The following is an 18,141-nucleotide window of genomic DNA, read 5'->3' as shown; positions in this document are numbered from 1 at the left end:
ATTAACTTTCACTTATACCAAAAAATTTTATCTATTTTTGTAGTTTAGCATCGTGTTTGAGCTTCAAAACATAAAAAGTAAACCGCACTGATAAGGTCTAAATTTAACCCCCCTGCCTTTGGTTTATAAACTTTATCTTACCAAGCCACTATTCTTGCTCGCCGGTTCATATCTTTTTAATATATATTTTATATCTTCGGCCTGCGTTTCCGTCGGTACGTTTTTCAATTTAAAAAGAAGGTATTCTTTTTGGGTCATATTTTTATCGACCAGAAATACGCTGTCGAGATGACGAAATTTAAAATCTCGTATCTCTTTATTTATCGTTATCTTGTTTGACCATTCTATATAGCTCTTAAAATCCATAAACGTTTCATTTTCATCCGGTTCTCTTTTTTCAAATGCCCAAAGATCATCATAGCTCTTAAGCTCTTCAAATTTAAAATTCTTAATAGGGCAATATTTTTCATATATCGCAAGCTGCGTATCATATTCTTTCATCTCATCAGGATCAAGCGGAATCGGTTTTCTTAAGATGATACCTTCTTGAATCAGTTTTTGTTTCATAGCGGCTCGGCTATCGCGGAAGTCTTTTATATATTTATCTATAATTTTCTCTTCTTTAACCCTATCTATACCCTCATTCATCGCATCAATATATTTAAATTTATCTTCTATTACCTCTTTATGTGCCTGATAGCACTTATTATATGCTTCTTTAAGCTCCTCATTAGAGGGCTGCTTCGGGGCATTGTATTTTAAAAGAATTTCCAATGTGGGTTTATAATCGGGCATATATGTTAGACCATGAGAAAATTCATAATCGTAGTCTCTGTATCCTTCATCAAGAAGCATTTGTAAAATTTCCGTAAGACCATAAAAAGTAACATATATAAAAGGATGTACGCCATCTTTTGACCCTTTCTCTCTTGCTCCATACTTTGATTCATATTCTACAAATATATTATCTCCGTTTATTGTTATATGTTTTATCATATCATGCTGAGGCGATTGTAAATATCTTTGTATTAGTGCTTTACTATCAAATTTTACTTTCTTACTCAACAGAAATTTTACTGCTTTAGTAGAGTTATTTTCAATAGCATAAGCTATCGGGGTAAGCTTAAATTTATCTGTAGCATTAATATCCGCTCCTTCTTTTACGAGCTCTTTTGCGGTATTTACATCATTGTAAAAGCATGCATACATCAGAGGCGTTGTATTAGCCTTCATCCTAAGATTAGCGCTAAGATTATTTTGTTTCATATAATCTAAAATTTTATCGGTATTCTTAAGACGCAAAAGATTTCTCAAGTCGTTTAAAGTAGCGTTCGCCTCATCGTATTCGTCTATATCCCAATAGCGGAAAGCAAAATCGTCTATTTCCTCTTGCGTTACATATTTGGCAAGCTCGGAGTTGGGATCTATTTTGGTATCGGGATTGACGACGAAATGACTTGGTTTAGATGATCTATCGTAGTAAAAATTAATAAAGGAAGCTAAAAGGACGCTAAGTAGGAGCGCAAAGAATTTTTTCATTTTCAAATTTGATCCTTCAGCCTTAAAACACTAGCCTGTAAAGAGCTTTAGCTTTTAAGCAAAACCTAAAGCGACAACTCGTTTTATTTCCCCGAAAGTGCCGCGATTATATAACTATAAGGGTTAACTTTCACTTATACAAAATTTTATCTATTTTTGCGGCTTAGCATCGTGTTTAAGCTTTAAAACATATAAAGTAAACCGCACTGATAAAGTCTAAATTTAAACCCCAAGCTAAATTTCAAAGCTTTCCTTGCGCGTCTTTGTAGACGTTTTTCACATCGTAAACCAGCGAGCCCGTGTAATCAAGCTCGAAAAACTGCTTATGTGCTACGGCGATTACGACACAGTCAAATTTGCGCAAGTCGGGCTTTTGCAGCAGATCGATGTCGTAGTACCTCTTAGCGTCGGCGGCGCTCGCCCAAGGATCATAGACGCTTACTTCGCAGCCGAAATTTTTAAGCTCGTTTATCATATCCACGACGCGCGTATTGCGGGTGTCGGGGCAGTTTTCTTTAAACGTCAGCCCCAAGATCAAGACCTTTGCGCCCTTTACCTTTTCGTCGTATTTTATCATCATCTTAACGACCTCCGTAGCGACGTAGCTTCCCATATTATCGTTAATACGGCGGCTTGAGAGGATGATTTCTGGGTGATAACCCACCTCGGTCGCCTTCTGCGCCAGATAGTACGGATCGATGCCGATACAGTGTCCGCCGACAAGCCCTGGACGGAAGCTTAAGAAATTCCACTTCGTAGCCGCCGCGTCGATAACGTCGTTGGTGTTGATACCGAGTTTACCAAACAGGATCGCAAGCTCGTTGATAAAGCCGATATTGATGTCGCGCTGGGTGTTTTCGATCACCTTCGCGGCCTCGGCGACCTTTATGCTGCTAGCGCGAAAGGTGCCGTTTTGCAGGATGCTAAGATAGACGCTATCTACGACGTCTAAAGCCTCCAGGGTGCTTGCCGAGACGATCTTTTTAATCTTAGTGACGGTGTGAATTTTATCGCCCGGATTGATCCGCTCGGGCGAATATCCGCAGAAAAAATCGCGGTTAAATTTTAGCCCGCTTACGCGCTCTAAAACCGGCACGCAGTCCTCCTCCGTAGCGCCCGGATAGACGGTGCTTTCATACACGACGATGTCGCCCTTTTTAAGCACGGCTCCGACGCTTTCGCTGGCCTTGATTAGCGGCGTGAGATCGGGACGATTTAGCCTATCTACGGGCGTCGGCACGCATACGATATAAAAATTGCTCTGCCTCATATCATCTAACTTTGCGCTAAATTTAAGCCCGTTTTGAATCGCCGCAGCAAGCTCCTCGTCGCTAAGCTCCAGCGTGCGATCGTGCCCGCCGCGCAGCTCGTCTATGCGCTCTTGCGAGACGTCAAAGCCCACGACCTCGTGTTTCGCGGCAAACGCCGCAGCCAAAGGAAGCCCCACGTAGCCAAGCCCAATTATCGCTATTTTCATTTTTCCCTCATTTGCTTTCATGTTTTCCTCTTTTCTTTGCGTTAAATTTCATCGTTAAACCTTGCCGTTAAACTCGTTAAATTTCGCAGCTGCACGGGCATACGACGCGAATTTAATAGCGCTGCGTCTTTAAATTTAAGCAGCTAAGCTCGCTCGCTGTTTTGCTTGCGTTACTTGCGCGACGGCAAATTTAAAATTTTGCCTTGACGCGGAATTTTACGCCACGTAAAATTCCGCATCGCGATAAAATTCCATCTTCGTGCCGTTAAAATTTACGCCACGAAATTCTATCCCGCCAAAATTCTGCGCCATAAAATTTAAACGCCGTAAAATTTAAAAAAGCCGCGCCAAATTCCGCGAAATTTAAACGCCGCAAAATTTCAAAAAACCTCGTGAAATTTAGCAAATTTAATCTTTAATTTCAACTGCCTCATCCTTGATCTCGACCTTTTGCGTAGCGTTTGCGTCAGCTGCGGGCTTTAGATAGCCCTCCTCTATCAAAATTCCCACCGCCCGCTTAAATATCGGCAGTGCGTTTTGAGCGGCGTAGTAGCTGCCCCTTTTAGGCTCGCGCACCAAAACGCCGATCGTGTAGCTGGTGTCCGCGTCGTTGGCAAAGCCAAAAAACGAGCTGTTATAGGCGCTCGAATAGCCGCCTCCCTTGGCGATGCGCGCAGTGCCCGTCTTGCCGCCGATTTGCAGCCCCGCTACCCGCCCTTTGCGCCCCGTGCCGCTCTCAACCGTTTTAATTAAAATTCCTTTAATCACGTCGGCGGTAGGTTTAGAGATTACCTGGCGAGTTTCGCTTTCGTTAACGGTGTAAGTTTTACCGTTATTTTCTAAATTTTCCACTAGGCGCGGGCTAATCATGACGCCACCGTTGTTAAAGACGGTATAGGCATTGAGCATCTGAAGGAAGGTCATCTGCGCGCCGTAGCCGTAGCTGATCGTGGCTTTGTAAATTTTATTATTCAGGCTTTTGATGCTAGGTATATTTCCGCTTTGCTCATACGGCAGATCGATACCCGTTTTTTGCGACATACCGAAGTTCATAAGCCCATCATAAATAGCCTGCCCCTCCAACCGCTCTGAAATTTTAATCATTCCAATATTTGAGCTGTGGATGATGATCTCCTCGCCGCTCATCTGCTTAGCCGGGTGCGTGTCGCGGATCGTGCGAGTACCAAGCTTATAGCTGCCGTTATAGGTATTAATGATCTCGCCCGGTTTGACGGCTTTGGCATCATAGGCGATTGCGAAAATTATCGGCTTCATAATCGAGCCCACTTCGTAGGCGTATTCGCTCGCGGTAAAATTTAAATTCTTAAGATCGTTTTTCGTGATGTTTGAGGGGTCATAGCGAGCATTGGTCGCAAGAGATAAAATTTTGCCTGTTTTGGAGTTCATAATGCCCACCACGATTTCTCGCGCATCGTAATTATCAGCGCCCTCATCGCTTAGGCGCTCTATCTTTCTTTGCAGCGTTAGTGGAACGCTTAGACGGACGTTGTAGCCGTCGATCCTGCCCGTTTTTTTGCTGCTACGCTCTAGGATGATGTTGCCGCCGATATCGCGCGGGCCCACGATAAACTCATCTCTAACCGGCGCTAGATAATACTCATAGTACTTCTCGATCCCTTTGATACCACTAACCTTTGTAATGCCATCAACCTCTTTTTTATTGATATATCCGATCAGCGGGGTGAGCGAATCGCCGACGTTGTAGCTGCGCTTCTCGCCGCTTTCGGTTACGCTCATGCGGATAGGCGGATTTAGCCTGCCGTTTGCGCCTATGAAGCTGACGAAGACCTTTTTTAAATTTAGCTTATACGCAAGCTCTTTTAGATGTACTGCGGTCTTGGCGTCGATCTTATACGACAGCACGGTCGTGCCGCCAGAGCCCTCGATCGCGCTTTTGACGCGCTTTTCACTATCGCCCGTGTAGATGCAGTATAGCCGCACGAAAAGATCAAGCTTGTTTTTATCGATGCTGCGCGCATCGACGCTAACTTTGTAGAGTTTGACGGAATTTGCCGCGACGTAGTTATCTTTTGCGATTATCGCGCCGCGGATCGCGCTGTTGGTTTCATTGACATCCAGGCGCGGTAGCTTGCGCTCAGTGCTGCCCCAAAAATATAAAATCGCCAAAAATACAAAAAGCGCCGCCGGCACGAATATAAACATCACAATAATCATACCGACCGAGGAGCTTTTATCTCTTTGCCACATCTTATTTCTTTAAAATTCTAAATTCTGCGCGTTTTTCGTGCTGCCGCATTTCAAGCTTTGGCTCAATGCTGCGCTCCGTGCGGAACTTTAAGATCCGCAAAGCGCTCAAAGCCGCTATCTTGCACACTAAGCTCAGCAAATAGAGCAAGGAATTCCGCTCGCGGCATCTCTTTAGCACCCATAAATTTCAGATGCTCGTTCATAATCTGACAATCAATTAGAAAGCCGAAATTTGCAAGCACCTCACAAAGCCTAATCAGCGCGACTTTCGAAGCGTTGCTCTTTAGGCTCAGCATACTCTCGCCGCAAAACACACGCCCAAAAATTAGCCCGTATAGCCCACCCACAAGCTCGCCATTTTCGTATGTCTCGACGCTGTGAGCGTAGCCGTCTGCTGCCAAACGCGAGTAAGCCTGCACGATCTGCTCGCTGATCCACGTGCCGTCGCTCTCTTTTTTTCGTACGTCTTTGCAGCGCTCAATGAAGCCCTTAAAATTTGCGTCAAATTTCACTTCATATCGCTTAAGATAGGGCTTGATGGACTTTTGCACACGCACTTCGCGTGGATCAAGCACTGCGCGCGGATCGGGCGACCACCATAAAATCGGCTCATCCTCGTTAAACCACGGAAATATCCCTGCGCTATAAGCGCTAAGCAAGCAATCCTCGCTCAGATCGCCGCCACTTGCAAGCGGTGCAAAATCGGGCGCATCCATAGGATCTGGAAAATCGTAAAACCGAGCCATTATTTAACGACACTGCTTTGAGCTAGTGCAGGTTGCTTTTTTTCTATCTGCGGCAAAGGCGTAGAAGCAAAGCTAAAGCTTAGCTCGCCATCTTTTACGCTCACGCTAACTAAGCCACCCTCTTGTAGCGCACCAAAAAGCAGCTCGCCGCTTATATGATCGCTGATCTGAGAGCTGATCTCGCGCTTTAAATTTCGCGCTCCAAACTCGTCCGAATAGCCGCGCGAGATAATCAAATCTTTTGCTTCCTTGTTTAGGATAATTTTTACGTTTTTTAGCTGCGACTCTAGCTCGCCGATAGTTTTATCCACGATCTTTTCTAAAATTTCGCCGCTTAAGCGGTTAAAATTTATGATCTTATCGATACGGTTGCGAAATTCTGGCGCAAAAAAGCTTTTTATGGCACTATCTACTTTATAGCTCTCATCTTTTGTAAATCCAACTTGCGGCGCTTCTTTCGTGCCTAAATTCGACGTCATTATTATGATCGTATTTTTAAAATCGGTCGTAACGCCGTTGTTATCGGTAAGACTTGCGTTATCGAAAATTCCTAAAAAAATATTCGTCATGCTAGGATGAGCTTTTTCTACCTCATCAAATAAAATGACGCTGTAAGGGTGCTTTTTGATGTTATTCGTTAAAATTCCGCCATTTTCAAAGCCCACGTATCCGGGAGGTGCGCCGATGAGCCTAGAGACGCTGTGAGCTTCCATATATTCGCTCATATCATAGCGCTCAAAATGCACTCCAAGCTGCGCGGCTAAGACCTTAGCTAGCTCACTTTTGCCCACGCCGCTGCTACCTGCGAACAAAAATACCCCGATCGGAGAGCTTGCACCTCCAAGCCCGGCATAAGAGCGCAAAAGCGCCTTACAAAGACCGCTAACCGCTTCGTCTTGACCGAAAATTTCACGCTTGATATTGGCTTCCAGATTTTTTAGTACCTGTTTATTATCGACGCTACTGCTTAAATTTGCGATATTCGCGCTAATCGAAAGCGTATTTACTAAATCGTCCTTACTGATTTCAAGCGGAGCTTCGTGTGGTTTAAACGCAAAGCTAGCGCCCACCTCGTCGATGAGATCAATGGCGCTGTCGGGAAGGAATTTATCGTTTTGATATTTTTTAGCAAGCGTTACGCTATCACGCAAAATTTCGTCGCTAAATTTCACGCCGTGAAATTCCTCATATTTTTTGGCTACGCCTTTTAAAATTTCGACGCTATCGTCAATGCTAGGCTCGCTCACGTCGATTTTACAAAACCTGCGGCTAAGCGCTTTATCCTGCGAAAACGAGCGGTATTCGCCGTATGTAGTAGCGCCGATGACCGATAGCTCGCCGCTTGCAAGCGAAGGTTTTAGGATGTTTGACATATCAAGTTCGTTGCGATTGCCCGTGCCTGCGCCAACGATCGTATGAATTTCATCGATAAATAAAATCGCATTTTGATTGGCGCTAAACTCGTCTATGAGATCCTTTAGCCTCTCTTCAAACTCCCCGCGCAGCGTAGTGCCTGCGATCAGCGCGCCAGCATCAAGGGCGTAAATTACCTTATTTTTTAGCTTTTCTGGCACTTCGCCGCGGACGATTTTTAGCGCGATACCTTCTATGATCGCGGTTTTACCAACTCCTGCTTCACCCACTAGGATCGGATTGTTTTTCTTGCGGCGACAGAGGGTTTGCAGCGTCTTTTCGATCTCTTTTTCGCGTCCGATGAGTGGATCGATCTTGCCCTCAAGCGCGATTTTATTGAGGTTTGCTGTATAAAGTGAGCTAGGCGAGTCCTTTTTAATATCGCGCTCGTTTATGGCGTCCTTTTCGCCCTCAAACGCAGGCTCAAATTCCGTATTCTGCCACTGCCTGCGGCTTTCGTCGTAATTCATCGCATGCGTGATATCGTCGATATCGTATGAGTTTAGCTTAATCGCTGCGGCTTCGTCGCGAGAAACGACCTCATCACGGTGATCGAAAGCTGATTTGTACTTTCGCACGATGAGCTCAAAAATCGCGGCATTGATACCGTAGTGATTTAAAATTTTAGTGCAGTCGTTTTCCTTATCATTTAGAATTTTAAGCATAAAATCAAGCTCGTTTTTAGGCTCTTTAGCATTATTTAATTCAGTATAGAACTGCTTAAATTCTATCGTCTGCACCGGATCCTTACCGCTTGATTTAGGCATCATATCCAAAAGCCCGCCCAGATTATCCAAGATATTTAGGTAGTTAATATCCGGAATTTCTTTGGCGATGAGCCCGTGAAAGGGCTTATTGTATTTAAAAATCGCATAAACTACGTGCGAAGTGGTAACGTATTCGTCCTCGCCGTCGTTTGCGACGCTGATTGCTTGTTCAAAATGTTTGTTTAAAAAAAATCCTATCATTGCTTTCCTTTAAATTTAATCCTCTTCGATCTCACATCTAAGAGGGAATCCTGCGGTCTTTGCTGCTTGTAAAACCGCTTGTTGCTTGCACTCGGCTATCTCTTTAGGATACGCACCGCAAACCGCGCGACCCTGCTTATGAACCTTCATCATCAAATCTACCGCATCTTGAAAGCTCTTTGCAAAAATATCCATCAAAATATAAACCACGAAATCCATCGTCGTCACGTCGTCGTTTAGTAAAATCACCTTATACGGGCGAGGCACGAAAGATTTTGTTTTGGCGCGAGTGCGAATCTGCACGCCGGTTTTAGTTGCCATTTTTTATCCTGGCGATATCGCTTTTTATCACATCAGTATCGACCATGCCTAAGTAATACGGCTTGCCCCGCTCATCGCCCTCGTTAATGTCGGTAAGCCTTTGATATTTTCCATCTTTAAGTACTACCTTAAAAGGGATCGAAAGCGCGTGGCGATAACCGATGTCGCTTAAAATTTGACCCACTATGCGCTCGTTTTGTTTTGAATTGGAGATGAAATAATACGCATTAAACTTTTTCGTAAAATTTTCGATCACTTGCGCATCCGTAATGTCCTCAAAATAAATCAAGCCGACCATTAGAAAATCTGCGGAATTTTTTAACTGAAAGTCCATCAGATGCGGCGCTTCGATGCGGCATGGCTGACAGTACGTACCGAAAATATCAAACATTAAAATTTTATCGCTGTCCGCGAGCTTAAAGCCCTTTTCTGTCCGCTCGATCGTTACCTCGCCGCCTACGACGCTTTTAAGCGTAAGGCGCTCTCCCGTTTTAAACGGCGTAAAAGCTACCTCCTCGCCGCTCTCGCCGCCAATACGCTCGCCATTTTTATCTTGAGCGGAATTTTTTGCCATCTGATTCTCGCTCGTGGCAGGATTCTCGCCAGCAGAGCCCGTCTTTTTCTGCGAATCATCTCCGCAGCCACTTAAGACAAAAATCGCCAAACATAATAGTAAAAATTTCTTCATTGCATTTCCTTCGGGTTTAAATTTAAGCCCGCATTTTAACCAAAGTTTTGTGAATTTAAAATGAATGCTTGTCGTATCGCTTCATCGCGCTTTGCGCTTCGCGGTCGGCTTCCTTGCGCTTTAGCGATTCGCGCTTGTCGTGCAGATTTTTGCCACTAGCCAAAGCGATACGCGCCTTTACGCGGTTTTTATCATTGAGATACAGCGACAAAACCACGATGGTAAGGCCCTCTTTGCTAACCGCGCCCAGAAGCTTATCGATCTGCTTTCGGTGCATCAAAAGCTTTCGCGCTGCCCCTTCGTCTGGACGAAAGTGGGCGTTTGTGCTCTCAAGATAGCTGATATGCGCGTTTAGCAAAAACAGCTCGCCGCGGATCACGCGACAAAAGCTATCTTTGAGATTGCCCCTGCCCGCGCGCAGAGCTTTGACCTCGCTACCCTTTAGCACGATGCCCGCTTCAAAGCTTTCAAGTATCGTAAAATCGTGAAATGCCTTGCGATTTTTACTCAGTTCTTTCATCTTTTTCCTTCTAAATTTAGTCCTAAGCTTAGCCCGTTTTTGCTTAAATTTAAAAGCGGGTGAGCGAATTTTAAATTTTATCTTTAAATTTAGCTTTTAAATTTTAACCGCGCGCCTTGGAATTCCTATTTTAAGAAAAACACGCTGCTACCGCTGCCGCTTAGAAACATATCGCGATACTTGCTCATCTGCGGATATAGCTTTATGCACGGCGCGAAAAGATCGTTTAGCTGAAAGCCGCCATATTGCGACAGCAGCTGCTCGCTGCCTAAACGCAACATCTCTTGCGCCTGCGCGGCGTTTATATTTTGCATGAAGCTTGCGCGAAACTCGTTATAAACCGCGCCGGTGGAGCAAAAGATCGCGGGCGTTAAAATTTCGATCGCGGGTAGCTGGTCCTCGAAAGGCTCGATGATCTCGCCGATACCGCGCACGTTTGCAGCCTCAAGCCCACTAACAAAAAACGCGACGTCCGCGCCGATATTTTGCGCGATTTTGGTAAGCCGCTCGCGCGAAATTTTTAAGCCTAATTCCTCGTTCGCAAGCCGCAAAAACGCCGCCGCATCGCTACTGCCGCCACCAAGACCCGCGCCGATCGGAATATGCTTTTTAAGCACGATCTTGTGCGAGCCGAAAAACTCCGCAAGCTCGCGCGCAAAGCCCGCCTGCTCAAGCGCCGCTTTGGCCTTTAAAATTATGTTATCCGCGATCTGCGCGGCGTCGCATTCAAGCGCAAAGCCGCTCGCGCGCTCGAAGCTTATCTCATCAAACAGCTCTCTGCGCAGCACGAAGCGTGAGGCGATCTCGTGGTAGCCGCCGCGCGTGCCGACGACTTTTAAAAAAACGTTAATCTTTGCATAAGCTTTCAAAATTTTACTCCTTCTGCGCTTTGGCGCGCTTGCGTTAAATTTAGCCCGCGACAAGTCCATCTAGCGCGATTAAAAATTTCAATCCGCGCATCGTGAAGCGCGCACCGCGGAATTTAACCCACGATTATCCGTCTGATGCGTAAATTTAACGCGACATAAAATTTTAATCCGCAACGCACGCGAGTTAAATTTCAATCCGCGGCGCAAATCTATCTTAGCGATTAAAATTCCGAGCCAGCAAAATTCTAGCCGCGCCGCGCTAAGTCATAAATTTAGCTTAGCGGTGCGCCGCAAAATCAAACTCATCGGCGCAGACTACGCATTACCGCGAGCAGGAATTTTATTCGGCAAAGACCGCTTGCCGCGGCACTAAGCTCCGACCTGCGCGCTTTTTTAAATCGTGAAATTTTAATATCGCGGCGCGTCGCCATCGCGCGGCAAAAGCAAATTTAAACGTCGCTTCGCTGGATCCGCCGCGTTTAAATTTAACCCCCGCGGATTTATGCCTCTCACGAGCGAGCACCGCCTGCAGAGCCGCGCGTTCAAATTTTAAATTTACTCCGCCCGATGCCGATTTTGCGATCTGTGCGCAACAAAAAAGCGTGATCTCTCGCTCGCTGCTCCGCACGATAGAATTTAGCCGCGCGGGCGGCGCGCTATGCGAGCAAATTTAAAACGCGCCGTATTTATAACCGCTCAAATTTCAAACTTGAACCGCCCGATCAAAATTCCGTCGCAGGCTGGAGCTGCTGATTAAAACACGCCGCCTGCGATCGGGACGTCATTCCAAAGATACCTCACCTCGCCCGCGCTAATTTCGATGATCGAGTAAAAATCGCCGCAGATAAGCAGATAGCGGCCGTCCGCGCGGCTCGCTAGATCTTTTGCGGCGAGCTTCTTGCCCAAGATCACGTCGCGCGCGTCGCCGTCGTAAAAGTTAGGCTTAAGATCCAAAAACTCGAGCGGATTTAGCGCCGCCTCGTCCGCAAAGCGCGGATCTTTCAAATCAAAAGCCCCCTCGCTTTCTCGTCTAAGCGCGCTTAGCGTACCGCAAACGCCTAGCTTTCCTGCTAAAATTTGCGCGAAAGAGCGCACGTAGCCGCCCTCGCTAAGCGCAACGCGAAAGTTCACGAATGGGTGAGCGTAGCTTAAAATTTCAGCATCAAAAACCCGCATTGAGCTCTCTTTCAAGCTCACCTCTTCGCCCGCGCGAGCAAGCTTGTATGCGCGCACGCCGTCAATTTTCTTGGCGCTGAAAGCGGGCGGGATAAATTTTATCTCGCCGCGCATTTGCGCCATCGCGGCGTCTAAAACCTCGCGCGAAAGCGGCGGAATTTGCTCCACGCGCCCTATGTTTTCGTTATCGCCGCTTGGGCTTTGCGCGCCTAGCCACAGCGTCGCGGTGTAGATTTTAGGTTCCTTTTTTAAAAACCTAAAAAAGCGCGCGTATTGCCCGAATGCCACGATCAGCGCGCCGCTTGCGAAGGGATCGAGCGTACCGCTAAAGCCCGCCTTCTTCACGCCGTATTTGCGCTTAAGAGCGCTTAAAAATTTATTGCTGCCGATGCCCGCGGGCTTGTCCGCCAAAAACAATCTATTCATAAGAGCCGATCTTTTCTACGAAATTCGATATTATCACGCGCGAAATTCCACCAAAATTTATAGTGAGTCGGTCGCCGTTTACCGCCGTGATCTGTCCGATACCGAAGAGTTTGTGTTTGATCAGCTCGCCCTTGCTAAAGCCGCTGCTTTGCTCGCGCGGCGGCTCTTTAGCTACCAAACCTGCCTCGGCTATAAACCTGCTCGCATCTAGCCTCTCGCGTTTGCCGCGATAAAAGCGGCTAGCGGCAAAGCTAAGCGTGAGAGTGCGTTTGGCGCGCGTAATCGCTACGTATGCAAGCCTGCGCTCCTCCTCGATGTCATTGCTGTCGCCCAAAAGCGGGAAAAAGCCCTCCTCCAGTCCGATTACGAAAAGGTGCGAAAACTCAAGCCCTTTGCTCGCGTGCACGCTCATTATGTTTATCGCATCGCCCATAATAGCGTCTTGATCACTAAGAAGACTCAGCTCGTTTAAAAATTCCGCCAGATCAAAATCGGGCTTATTGCTCGCCTCGTCCTTCAGCATCGCCAAAAACTCGTCGATGTTCGCTACGCGATCGGCGCCGTCTGGAAGCGAGGCATAGTAAGCCTTTAGCCCGAAAGCGGGCTCCAGCGCATCTATTTTTTTGATCGTATCCGCTAGCGCGGAGATAGAAGCGATGCCGCTTTTAAGCTCCACTAGAGCCTGCACCGCCTTGGCGCTAAGCCCCGCGTCCGGCTCGCTAAAGGCGTCAAATAGACTGATAAGCCTCAGGCGCGAAAGCTCCTCGAGCTTTGCCAGCGAGACCTTGCCGATGCCGCGCTTGGGCACGTTTATGATCCGCCTCATCGAAAAGTCGTCGTGCTCGTCGTTTACTAAGCGCAGATAGGCGATCGTATCCTTGATCTCGGCGCGCTCGTAAAATTTCACGCCGCCTACCATTTTGTACGGGATTTTGGCTCGATTCAGCCCCTCTTCCAGCGCGCGCGAAAGAGCGTTTACTCGGTAAAGCACGGCGATTTGAGAGGGCGCTACGCCGCTTGAAAGCAGCTTTTTGATAGCTTCTGCGATCTTTGCCGCCTCGATACTCTCTTCGTCCGAGCGCAAAATTTCGATCTTTTCGCCGCCGCCGTTCATGCTAGTAAGGCTCTTGCCGAGGCGGTTTTTGTTATGCGAGATGAGCTCGTTGGCGGCATTTAAAATTTCATCCGTAGAGCGGTAATTTTGCTCGAGTTTGATAAATTTTACGTTTGAGAACTGATCTTTAAAATTTAGAATATTTTCTATCCGTGCGCCGCGCCAGCCGTAGATACTCTGATCGTCATCACCCACCACCACGAGGTTTTCGTGCGCAGTGCAGAGCTTTTGCAGCAATTTGAATTGAATGTCGTTGGTGTCCTGATACTCATCGACCGTGATGTAGGCGTAACGGCGCGAAATTTCATCGCATAGCCGCTCATTCGCGCTTAAAATTTTATACGGCAAGATCAGTAGATCATCGAAATCTACAAGATTATTCGCCGCTAAATACGCCTCGTAGCGCTTGTATGCATCAGCGCAATGCGCGTAAAATCCGCTATACATCCTACTTAGCTCGTCCTCTTCGCCCTTTAGAAGCTCGTCGATATCTTTGGGGCCGATCAGAGAATTTTTGTAGGTTGAAATTTTAGCCGCTAATAGCGATGTGGGCAAATTTATCTCAAAGCCCTTGATGATCTTTTTCTTATCGTCGGTATCGATTACTTGGAAGTTTGCGCTGCGCCCAAGCTCGCTAATATGAAATTTTAAAAACAGAAGTCCGAATTTATGAAAGGTGCACAGAAGCGGCACGCCGCTTAAATTTAACCCGCTTATCAGATTAAGCGCTCGCGAGCGCATCTCGGCGGCGGCTTTGTTCGTAAACGTAAGCGTGAGAGTATTCTCCGCAGGCACGCCGTTTGATAGCAGATAGGCAAGGCGCGCGGTGATCGTTTTGGTTTTGCCGCTGCCCGCACCCGCTAAGATTAACATCGCTCCGTCCACGTGGCTTGCAGCCTCGCGCTGAGTAGGATTAAGACCTTCTAAAATATCGCTCATTTTGAAAAAATTTTACGCGATTTTTCGCGCTTAAGCCACTCGGACTCGGGCTGGGAGAAATTTACCGCGATGGGCTTGCCGTCCACGACGATCTGCAAGACCGCGTAAAACGGCACGCTAAGCGTGCTTGCAAAATCCTGCGGCCCAAAGCCCGCCTCGAAAACCAGCTCATCCTTGCTAAGATGCGCGCTAGAGAGCGTGTATTCCTCCAGCTGCAAAAAGATCGCGGGCATTTTGAAGCTTTTTAAAATTTCCTCCGGCAGCGGCGGGTCAAATTTTATCTGATCCGTCCTCGCAACGATGCCAAATCCATATCCAAGAGCCAAAACGTAGTCCAAAACCGCGCCTATATGTGCGCTGCTCGCAGCGATAAATTTATCGTCTTTTAAAATTTTATCTATCATCCTAACCCCTCACAAACTCATCTACAAGCGCCGCGACCTGCTCTATGCCGATGCGCCAAAACTCGCTTTTATTGATATCAAAGCCGAATTTCGCCACTAGCTTTTGCGGCTCGTCGCTGCCGCCCGAGCTTAAAAACTCGGTGTAAATTTGAACGAAATTTTCGAGCCTGCCGCTCTTATACAGCCCGTAAAGCGCGAGCACCAAAAGCTGCGCATAGGCGTAAGAGTAGCAGTAAAACGGCGTGTGAACGAAGTGCGGGATGTAGCTCCACCAACTTTTGTAATGATCCTGCAAGATTAGCTCGCCCGCAAACATCTTGCGTGACTCCTCCATCCAAAGCTCATCTATTTGCTCGACGCTTAGCTCATCCGCGTTTGCATGCACGCGCCGCTCAAAGGTCGTAAATCCGATCTGGCGGTAAAGCGTCGCGAAGATATCCTCGATCTTTGCCGCAAGCATCGCTCTTAGCGCGGTCTTATCGCTTGCAGTCTGCGAGGACGTATCAGTATCGAGCGCTGCGTATTCGCACGAACCCGCAGAGTCTTGAGAGGCGGCGCGTTTTACGGCGTGCTCGTTTGGAATTTCACCGCTCTGAGCTTCTTGCGAAGCGCTGCGCTTTAAATTTTGCGAGCCGTCCAAGGCAGCGTCGCTTTTTAAATTTGACGAGCCGTTTAAATTTGAAAAATTTTCGCGCATATAATCAAACACCAGCATCTCGCAGAAAACCGACGCAGTCTCCGCCGTCGTTAGCGGCGTGAAGGAGTTAAAATAGCCTACGCCGTAGCTTAGATACTGATGTATCGCGTGCCCCAGCTCGTGCGCGAGAGTAAATACGTCGCGGCGCTTGCGCGTGAAATTTAAAAGTACGAAAGGGTGCGTATCGCGAGAGCCGGAATGCGAAAACGCGCCGCTTTGCTTATTTTGCGCGGGCATCGCGTCGATCCAGTTTTGCTCAAACGCGATCAGCGCAATCTGCTTAAATTTCTGGCTAAATTTTTCAAACGCCGCTAGCACGATCTGCTTAGCCTGCTCGAAGCTAAACTCGCTCTCATCGCCGCCGAGCGGCGCGTATCTATCGTAGTCATACAGCGCGTCGTAGCCTAAAATTTCGCGCTTTTTAGCGTAAAATTTGCCGACTAGATTAAAACTTTTCTCCGTTTCTGCGATCAGCGCATCGACGCTTGCGATGTTTATCTGGTTTTCCTCGTGCATCACCGCCTCGGCCTTATCGTAACCGCGCAGCTCGCAGCGAATTTTAAGATCGGTTTTGATCATATTGTAGATGTAGCTAAGCAGGTGGGAATTTTGCTCTAGCACCGCACTTAGCGAGGCTGCGGCGTCCTTTCGCACCTCGCGATCGGAGCTATGAAGCAGGCTTAAAATTTCCTCCTCGCCAAGCTTGCGCCCGCGAAAATCAAAGCTCATCCGCGCCATGCTCTCGTCAAAAAGTCGCGAAAACGCCTCGCCGCTTACGGGTGAAGTTTTTAAAAGCACGCTTTCTTGCGGCAGGCTTAGCTGATGGGACTTGCGCTGCTTAAGTAGGCTCAAATAATATCCGAACCTACCGCTTCCCGCGATAAACTCGTCCTGTTTTGCGGCGTCAAGCTCGTTAAACTCGAGCTCGAAAAAAAGTAGGCTCTGCGAAATATCGTTGCAAACCTGCTCCGTCTTAGCCTGCTGCGCCCCGAGACTTGTATCTCGTGCGAATCTTAGATGCGCAAAGCTCATTATTTTGCCGATCTGCTCGCTAATGCTCTCATAAAGCTCAAGCGCGCCTAAAAATTCCTCCGCGCTAAGAGCGCGCAACTTATCTTTAAATTTAAGCTCAAAATCCCTAGCCTGCGCGGCCGCGCTATCTATCGCGCCGCTAAATTCCGCTTCGTTTGCAAACAGCTCGCTTAAATTCCAATTCATCGATTTCCTTTTAAAATTTTTGGATAATTTTATCAAAAAAGAATAAGTAAAATTTTAAAAACCGCGAGATCCGCCGCCTCAGCGGAATTCGCGGTAAAATTTTAAGGTGAGTTATTTTTGCATACTTTGCGACGCGATCGCCGTAAAAATCACGTCCGTGGAGCTATTGATCGCGGTTTCTACTGAGTCTTGAATCACGCCGATGATGAAGCCAATCGCGACGACCTGCATTGCGATGTCATTTGAGATATTAAAGAGCGAGCACGCAAGCGGTATCAGCATCAACGAACCGCCTGGCACGCCGCTAGCGCCGCACGCACCGACTGCCGAGACCACGCAAAGCAGTAGCGCCGTCCAAAAATCGGGGCGCACGCCAAGCGTATGAGCCGCAGCAAGCGCCAAGATCGCGATTACCACCGCAGCGCCCGCCATATTTATCGTAGCTCCCAAAGGGATCGAGATCGAGCTTAGCTCGTCACTGATGCCTAGCTTTTTACATAAATTTAAATTTACCGGGATATTCGCCGCCGAGCTGCGGGTGAAAAACGCCGTGAGGCCACTTTCGCGCAGGCAGGTAAATACGAGCGGATATGGATTTTTCTTAATCACCGCAAAGACGATGAGCGGATTTACCACGAGGGCTACGAACGCCATCGCACCTACTAGCACGACTACTATTCGCACGTATCCAAGCAGCGCATCGACGCCGGTTTGATACACGGTAGAAGCTACTAAGCCGAAAATTCCAAACGGCGCGAGCTGGATTACGAACTGCACGATTTTGGTTACCGCTTCGCTCAGATCGGTAAAAATTTTCTTTGTTTCATTAGTGCAAAATTTAAGCGCGACGCCAAGACCTATCGCCCAGGTTAAAATTCCTACGTAGTTTCCGTGCGCAATAGCGTTTAGCGGATTATCTACGACCTTAAAAAGCAGTTCTTTTAGCACGATCCAAACGCTTGCAGGGACCGCATTTTCCGCCGCACCGACATTGCTTAGAGCAAGCTGCGTCGGAAATAAAAAGCTGGCTGCTACCCCCACGCACGAGGCTAAAAAGGTGCCTACGATATATAGGACGACCACGCGTTTTAAGCCGCTTGCGCTGCCGTATTGTTTATTTACGATCGAGCTTAAGATCAAGATAAAAACTAAAATCGGAGCTACCGCTTTAAGGGCGCCTACGAATAAATTTCCTAAAATTTCCGCAAAAGCTACTACGTTTATTAAAAACGAAGTGTGCTCTGCCGCAATATCGCCCGCCGCTGAACGTGCGGCAAAGCCCAAAATGGCGCCTATTATCAAACCGGTAACTATGCGCAGAACTAGATTTTTATCTTTGTAGCTAGCTACTAATTTTTGAATCGAACTCATTTTTTTACCTTTCAATCAAAACATCG

The 18,141-nt window shown here is 47.3% G+C and carries 14 protein-coding genes; all 14 read right to left on the bottom strand.

The genetic code is table 11. From position 1 onward, the window contains the following. Positions 1-132 precede the first annotated feature (132 nt). A complete protein-coding gene (locus Q0135_RS04565; protein ID WP_297988739.1) occupies positions 133-1,539 on the bottom strand; it encodes an ankyrin repeat domain-containing protein in 1,407 nt (468 codons plus the stop codon). Between the two features lie 241 nt (positions 1,540-1,780). Continuing rightward, the gene (locus tag Q0135_RS04560) at positions 1,781-3,016 is read right to left on the bottom strand and encodes a nucleotide sugar dehydrogenase (protein ID WP_297988651.1); all 1,236 of its coding nucleotides are present in this window, start codon (positions 3,014-3,016) and stop codon (positions 1,781-1,783) included. Positions 3,017-3,424: 408 nt separating this feature from the next. Further along, the gene (locus tag Q0135_RS04555) at positions 3,425-5,245 is read right to left on the bottom strand and encodes a penicillin-binding protein 2 (protein WP_297988650.1); all 1,821 of its coding nucleotides are present in this window, start codon (positions 5,243-5,245) and stop codon (positions 3,425-3,427) included. A gap of 62 nt (positions 5,246-5,307) precedes the next feature. Continuing rightward, positions 5,308-5,991: a leucyl/phenylalanyl-tRNA--protein transferase gene (gene aat, locus Q0135_RS04550; RefSeq protein WP_297988648.1), complete on the bottom strand. Its 684-nt coding sequence runs from the start codon at positions 5,989-5,991 to the stop codon at positions 5,308-5,310. Next, the gene (locus Q0135_RS04545; protein WP_297988647.1) at positions 5,991-8,372 is read right to left on the bottom strand and encodes an AAA family ATPase; all 2,382 of its coding nucleotides are present in this window, start codon (positions 8,370-8,372) and stop codon (positions 5,991-5,993) included. The genes aat and Q0135_RS04545 overlap by 1 nt, the downstream gene beginning before the upstream one ends. 15 nt (positions 8,373-8,387) lie before the next feature. Then, positions 8,388-8,693: an ATP-dependent Clp protease adaptor ClpS gene (locus tag Q0135_RS04540; RefSeq protein ID WP_297988645.1), complete on the bottom strand. Its 306-nt coding sequence runs from the start codon at positions 8,691-8,693 to the stop codon at positions 8,388-8,390. Further along, positions 8,683-9,381, bottom strand: a complete 699-nt coding sequence (locus Q0135_RS04535) for a TlpA family protein disulfide reductase (RefSeq protein ID WP_297988644.1) — start codon at positions 9,379-9,381, stop codon at positions 8,683-8,685. Before Q0135_RS04535 ends, Q0135_RS04540 begins: the two co-directional genes overlap by 11 nt. Before the next feature lie 55 nt (positions 9,382-9,436). Further along, entirely contained in the window at positions 9,437-9,901 is a 465-nt protein-coding gene (gene smpB, locus Q0135_RS04530; RefSeq protein ID WP_177386608.1) for an SsrA-binding protein SmpB, read from the bottom strand. A gap of 125 nt (positions 9,902-10,026) precedes the next feature. Beyond that, positions 10,027-10,770: a 4-(cytidine 5'-diphospho)-2-C-methyl-D-erythritol kinase gene (locus Q0135_RS04525; protein WP_297988641.1), complete on the bottom strand. Its 744-nt coding sequence runs from the start codon at positions 10,768-10,770 to the stop codon at positions 10,027-10,029. Positions 10,771-11,523: 753 nt separating this feature from the next. Further along, on the bottom strand, positions 11,524-12,372 hold the full coding sequence (gene truB, locus Q0135_RS04520) for a tRNA pseudouridine(55) synthase TruB (protein WP_297988638.1): 849 nt from the start codon (positions 12,370-12,372) through the stop codon (positions 11,524-11,526). After that, positions 12,365-14,425, bottom strand: a complete 2,061-nt coding sequence (locus Q0135_RS04515) for an ATP-dependent helicase (RefSeq protein WP_297988636.1) — start codon at positions 14,423-14,425, stop codon at positions 12,365-12,367. Before Q0135_RS04515 ends, truB begins: the two co-directional genes overlap by 8 nt. Next, positions 14,422-14,829, bottom strand: a complete 408-nt coding sequence (locus tag Q0135_RS04510; protein WP_297988634.1) for a hypothetical protein — start codon at positions 14,827-14,829, stop codon at positions 14,422-14,424. The genes Q0135_RS04515 and Q0135_RS04510 overlap by 4 nt, the downstream gene beginning before the upstream one ends. A 1-nt stretch (position 14,830) precedes the next feature. Beyond that, on the bottom strand, positions 14,831-16,744 hold the full coding sequence (locus Q0135_RS04505; protein WP_297988631.1) for a M3 family oligoendopeptidase: 1,914 nt from the start codon (positions 16,742-16,744) through the stop codon (positions 14,831-14,833). Between the two features lie 111 nt (positions 16,745-16,855). After that, a complete protein-coding gene (sstT, locus tag Q0135_RS04500) occupies positions 16,856-18,115 on the bottom strand; it encodes a serine/threonine transporter SstT (protein WP_297988628.1) in 1,260 nt (419 codons plus the stop codon). Positions 18,116-18,141: the final 26 nt, after the last annotated feature.

The sequence above is a fragment of the uncultured Campylobacter sp. genome (assembly GCF_937981295.1).
Lineage (GTDB): Bacteria > Campylobacterota > Campylobacteria > Campylobacterales > Campylobacteraceae > Campylobacter_B.
This window is presented reverse-complemented; position numbering and strand designations above follow the sequence as displayed.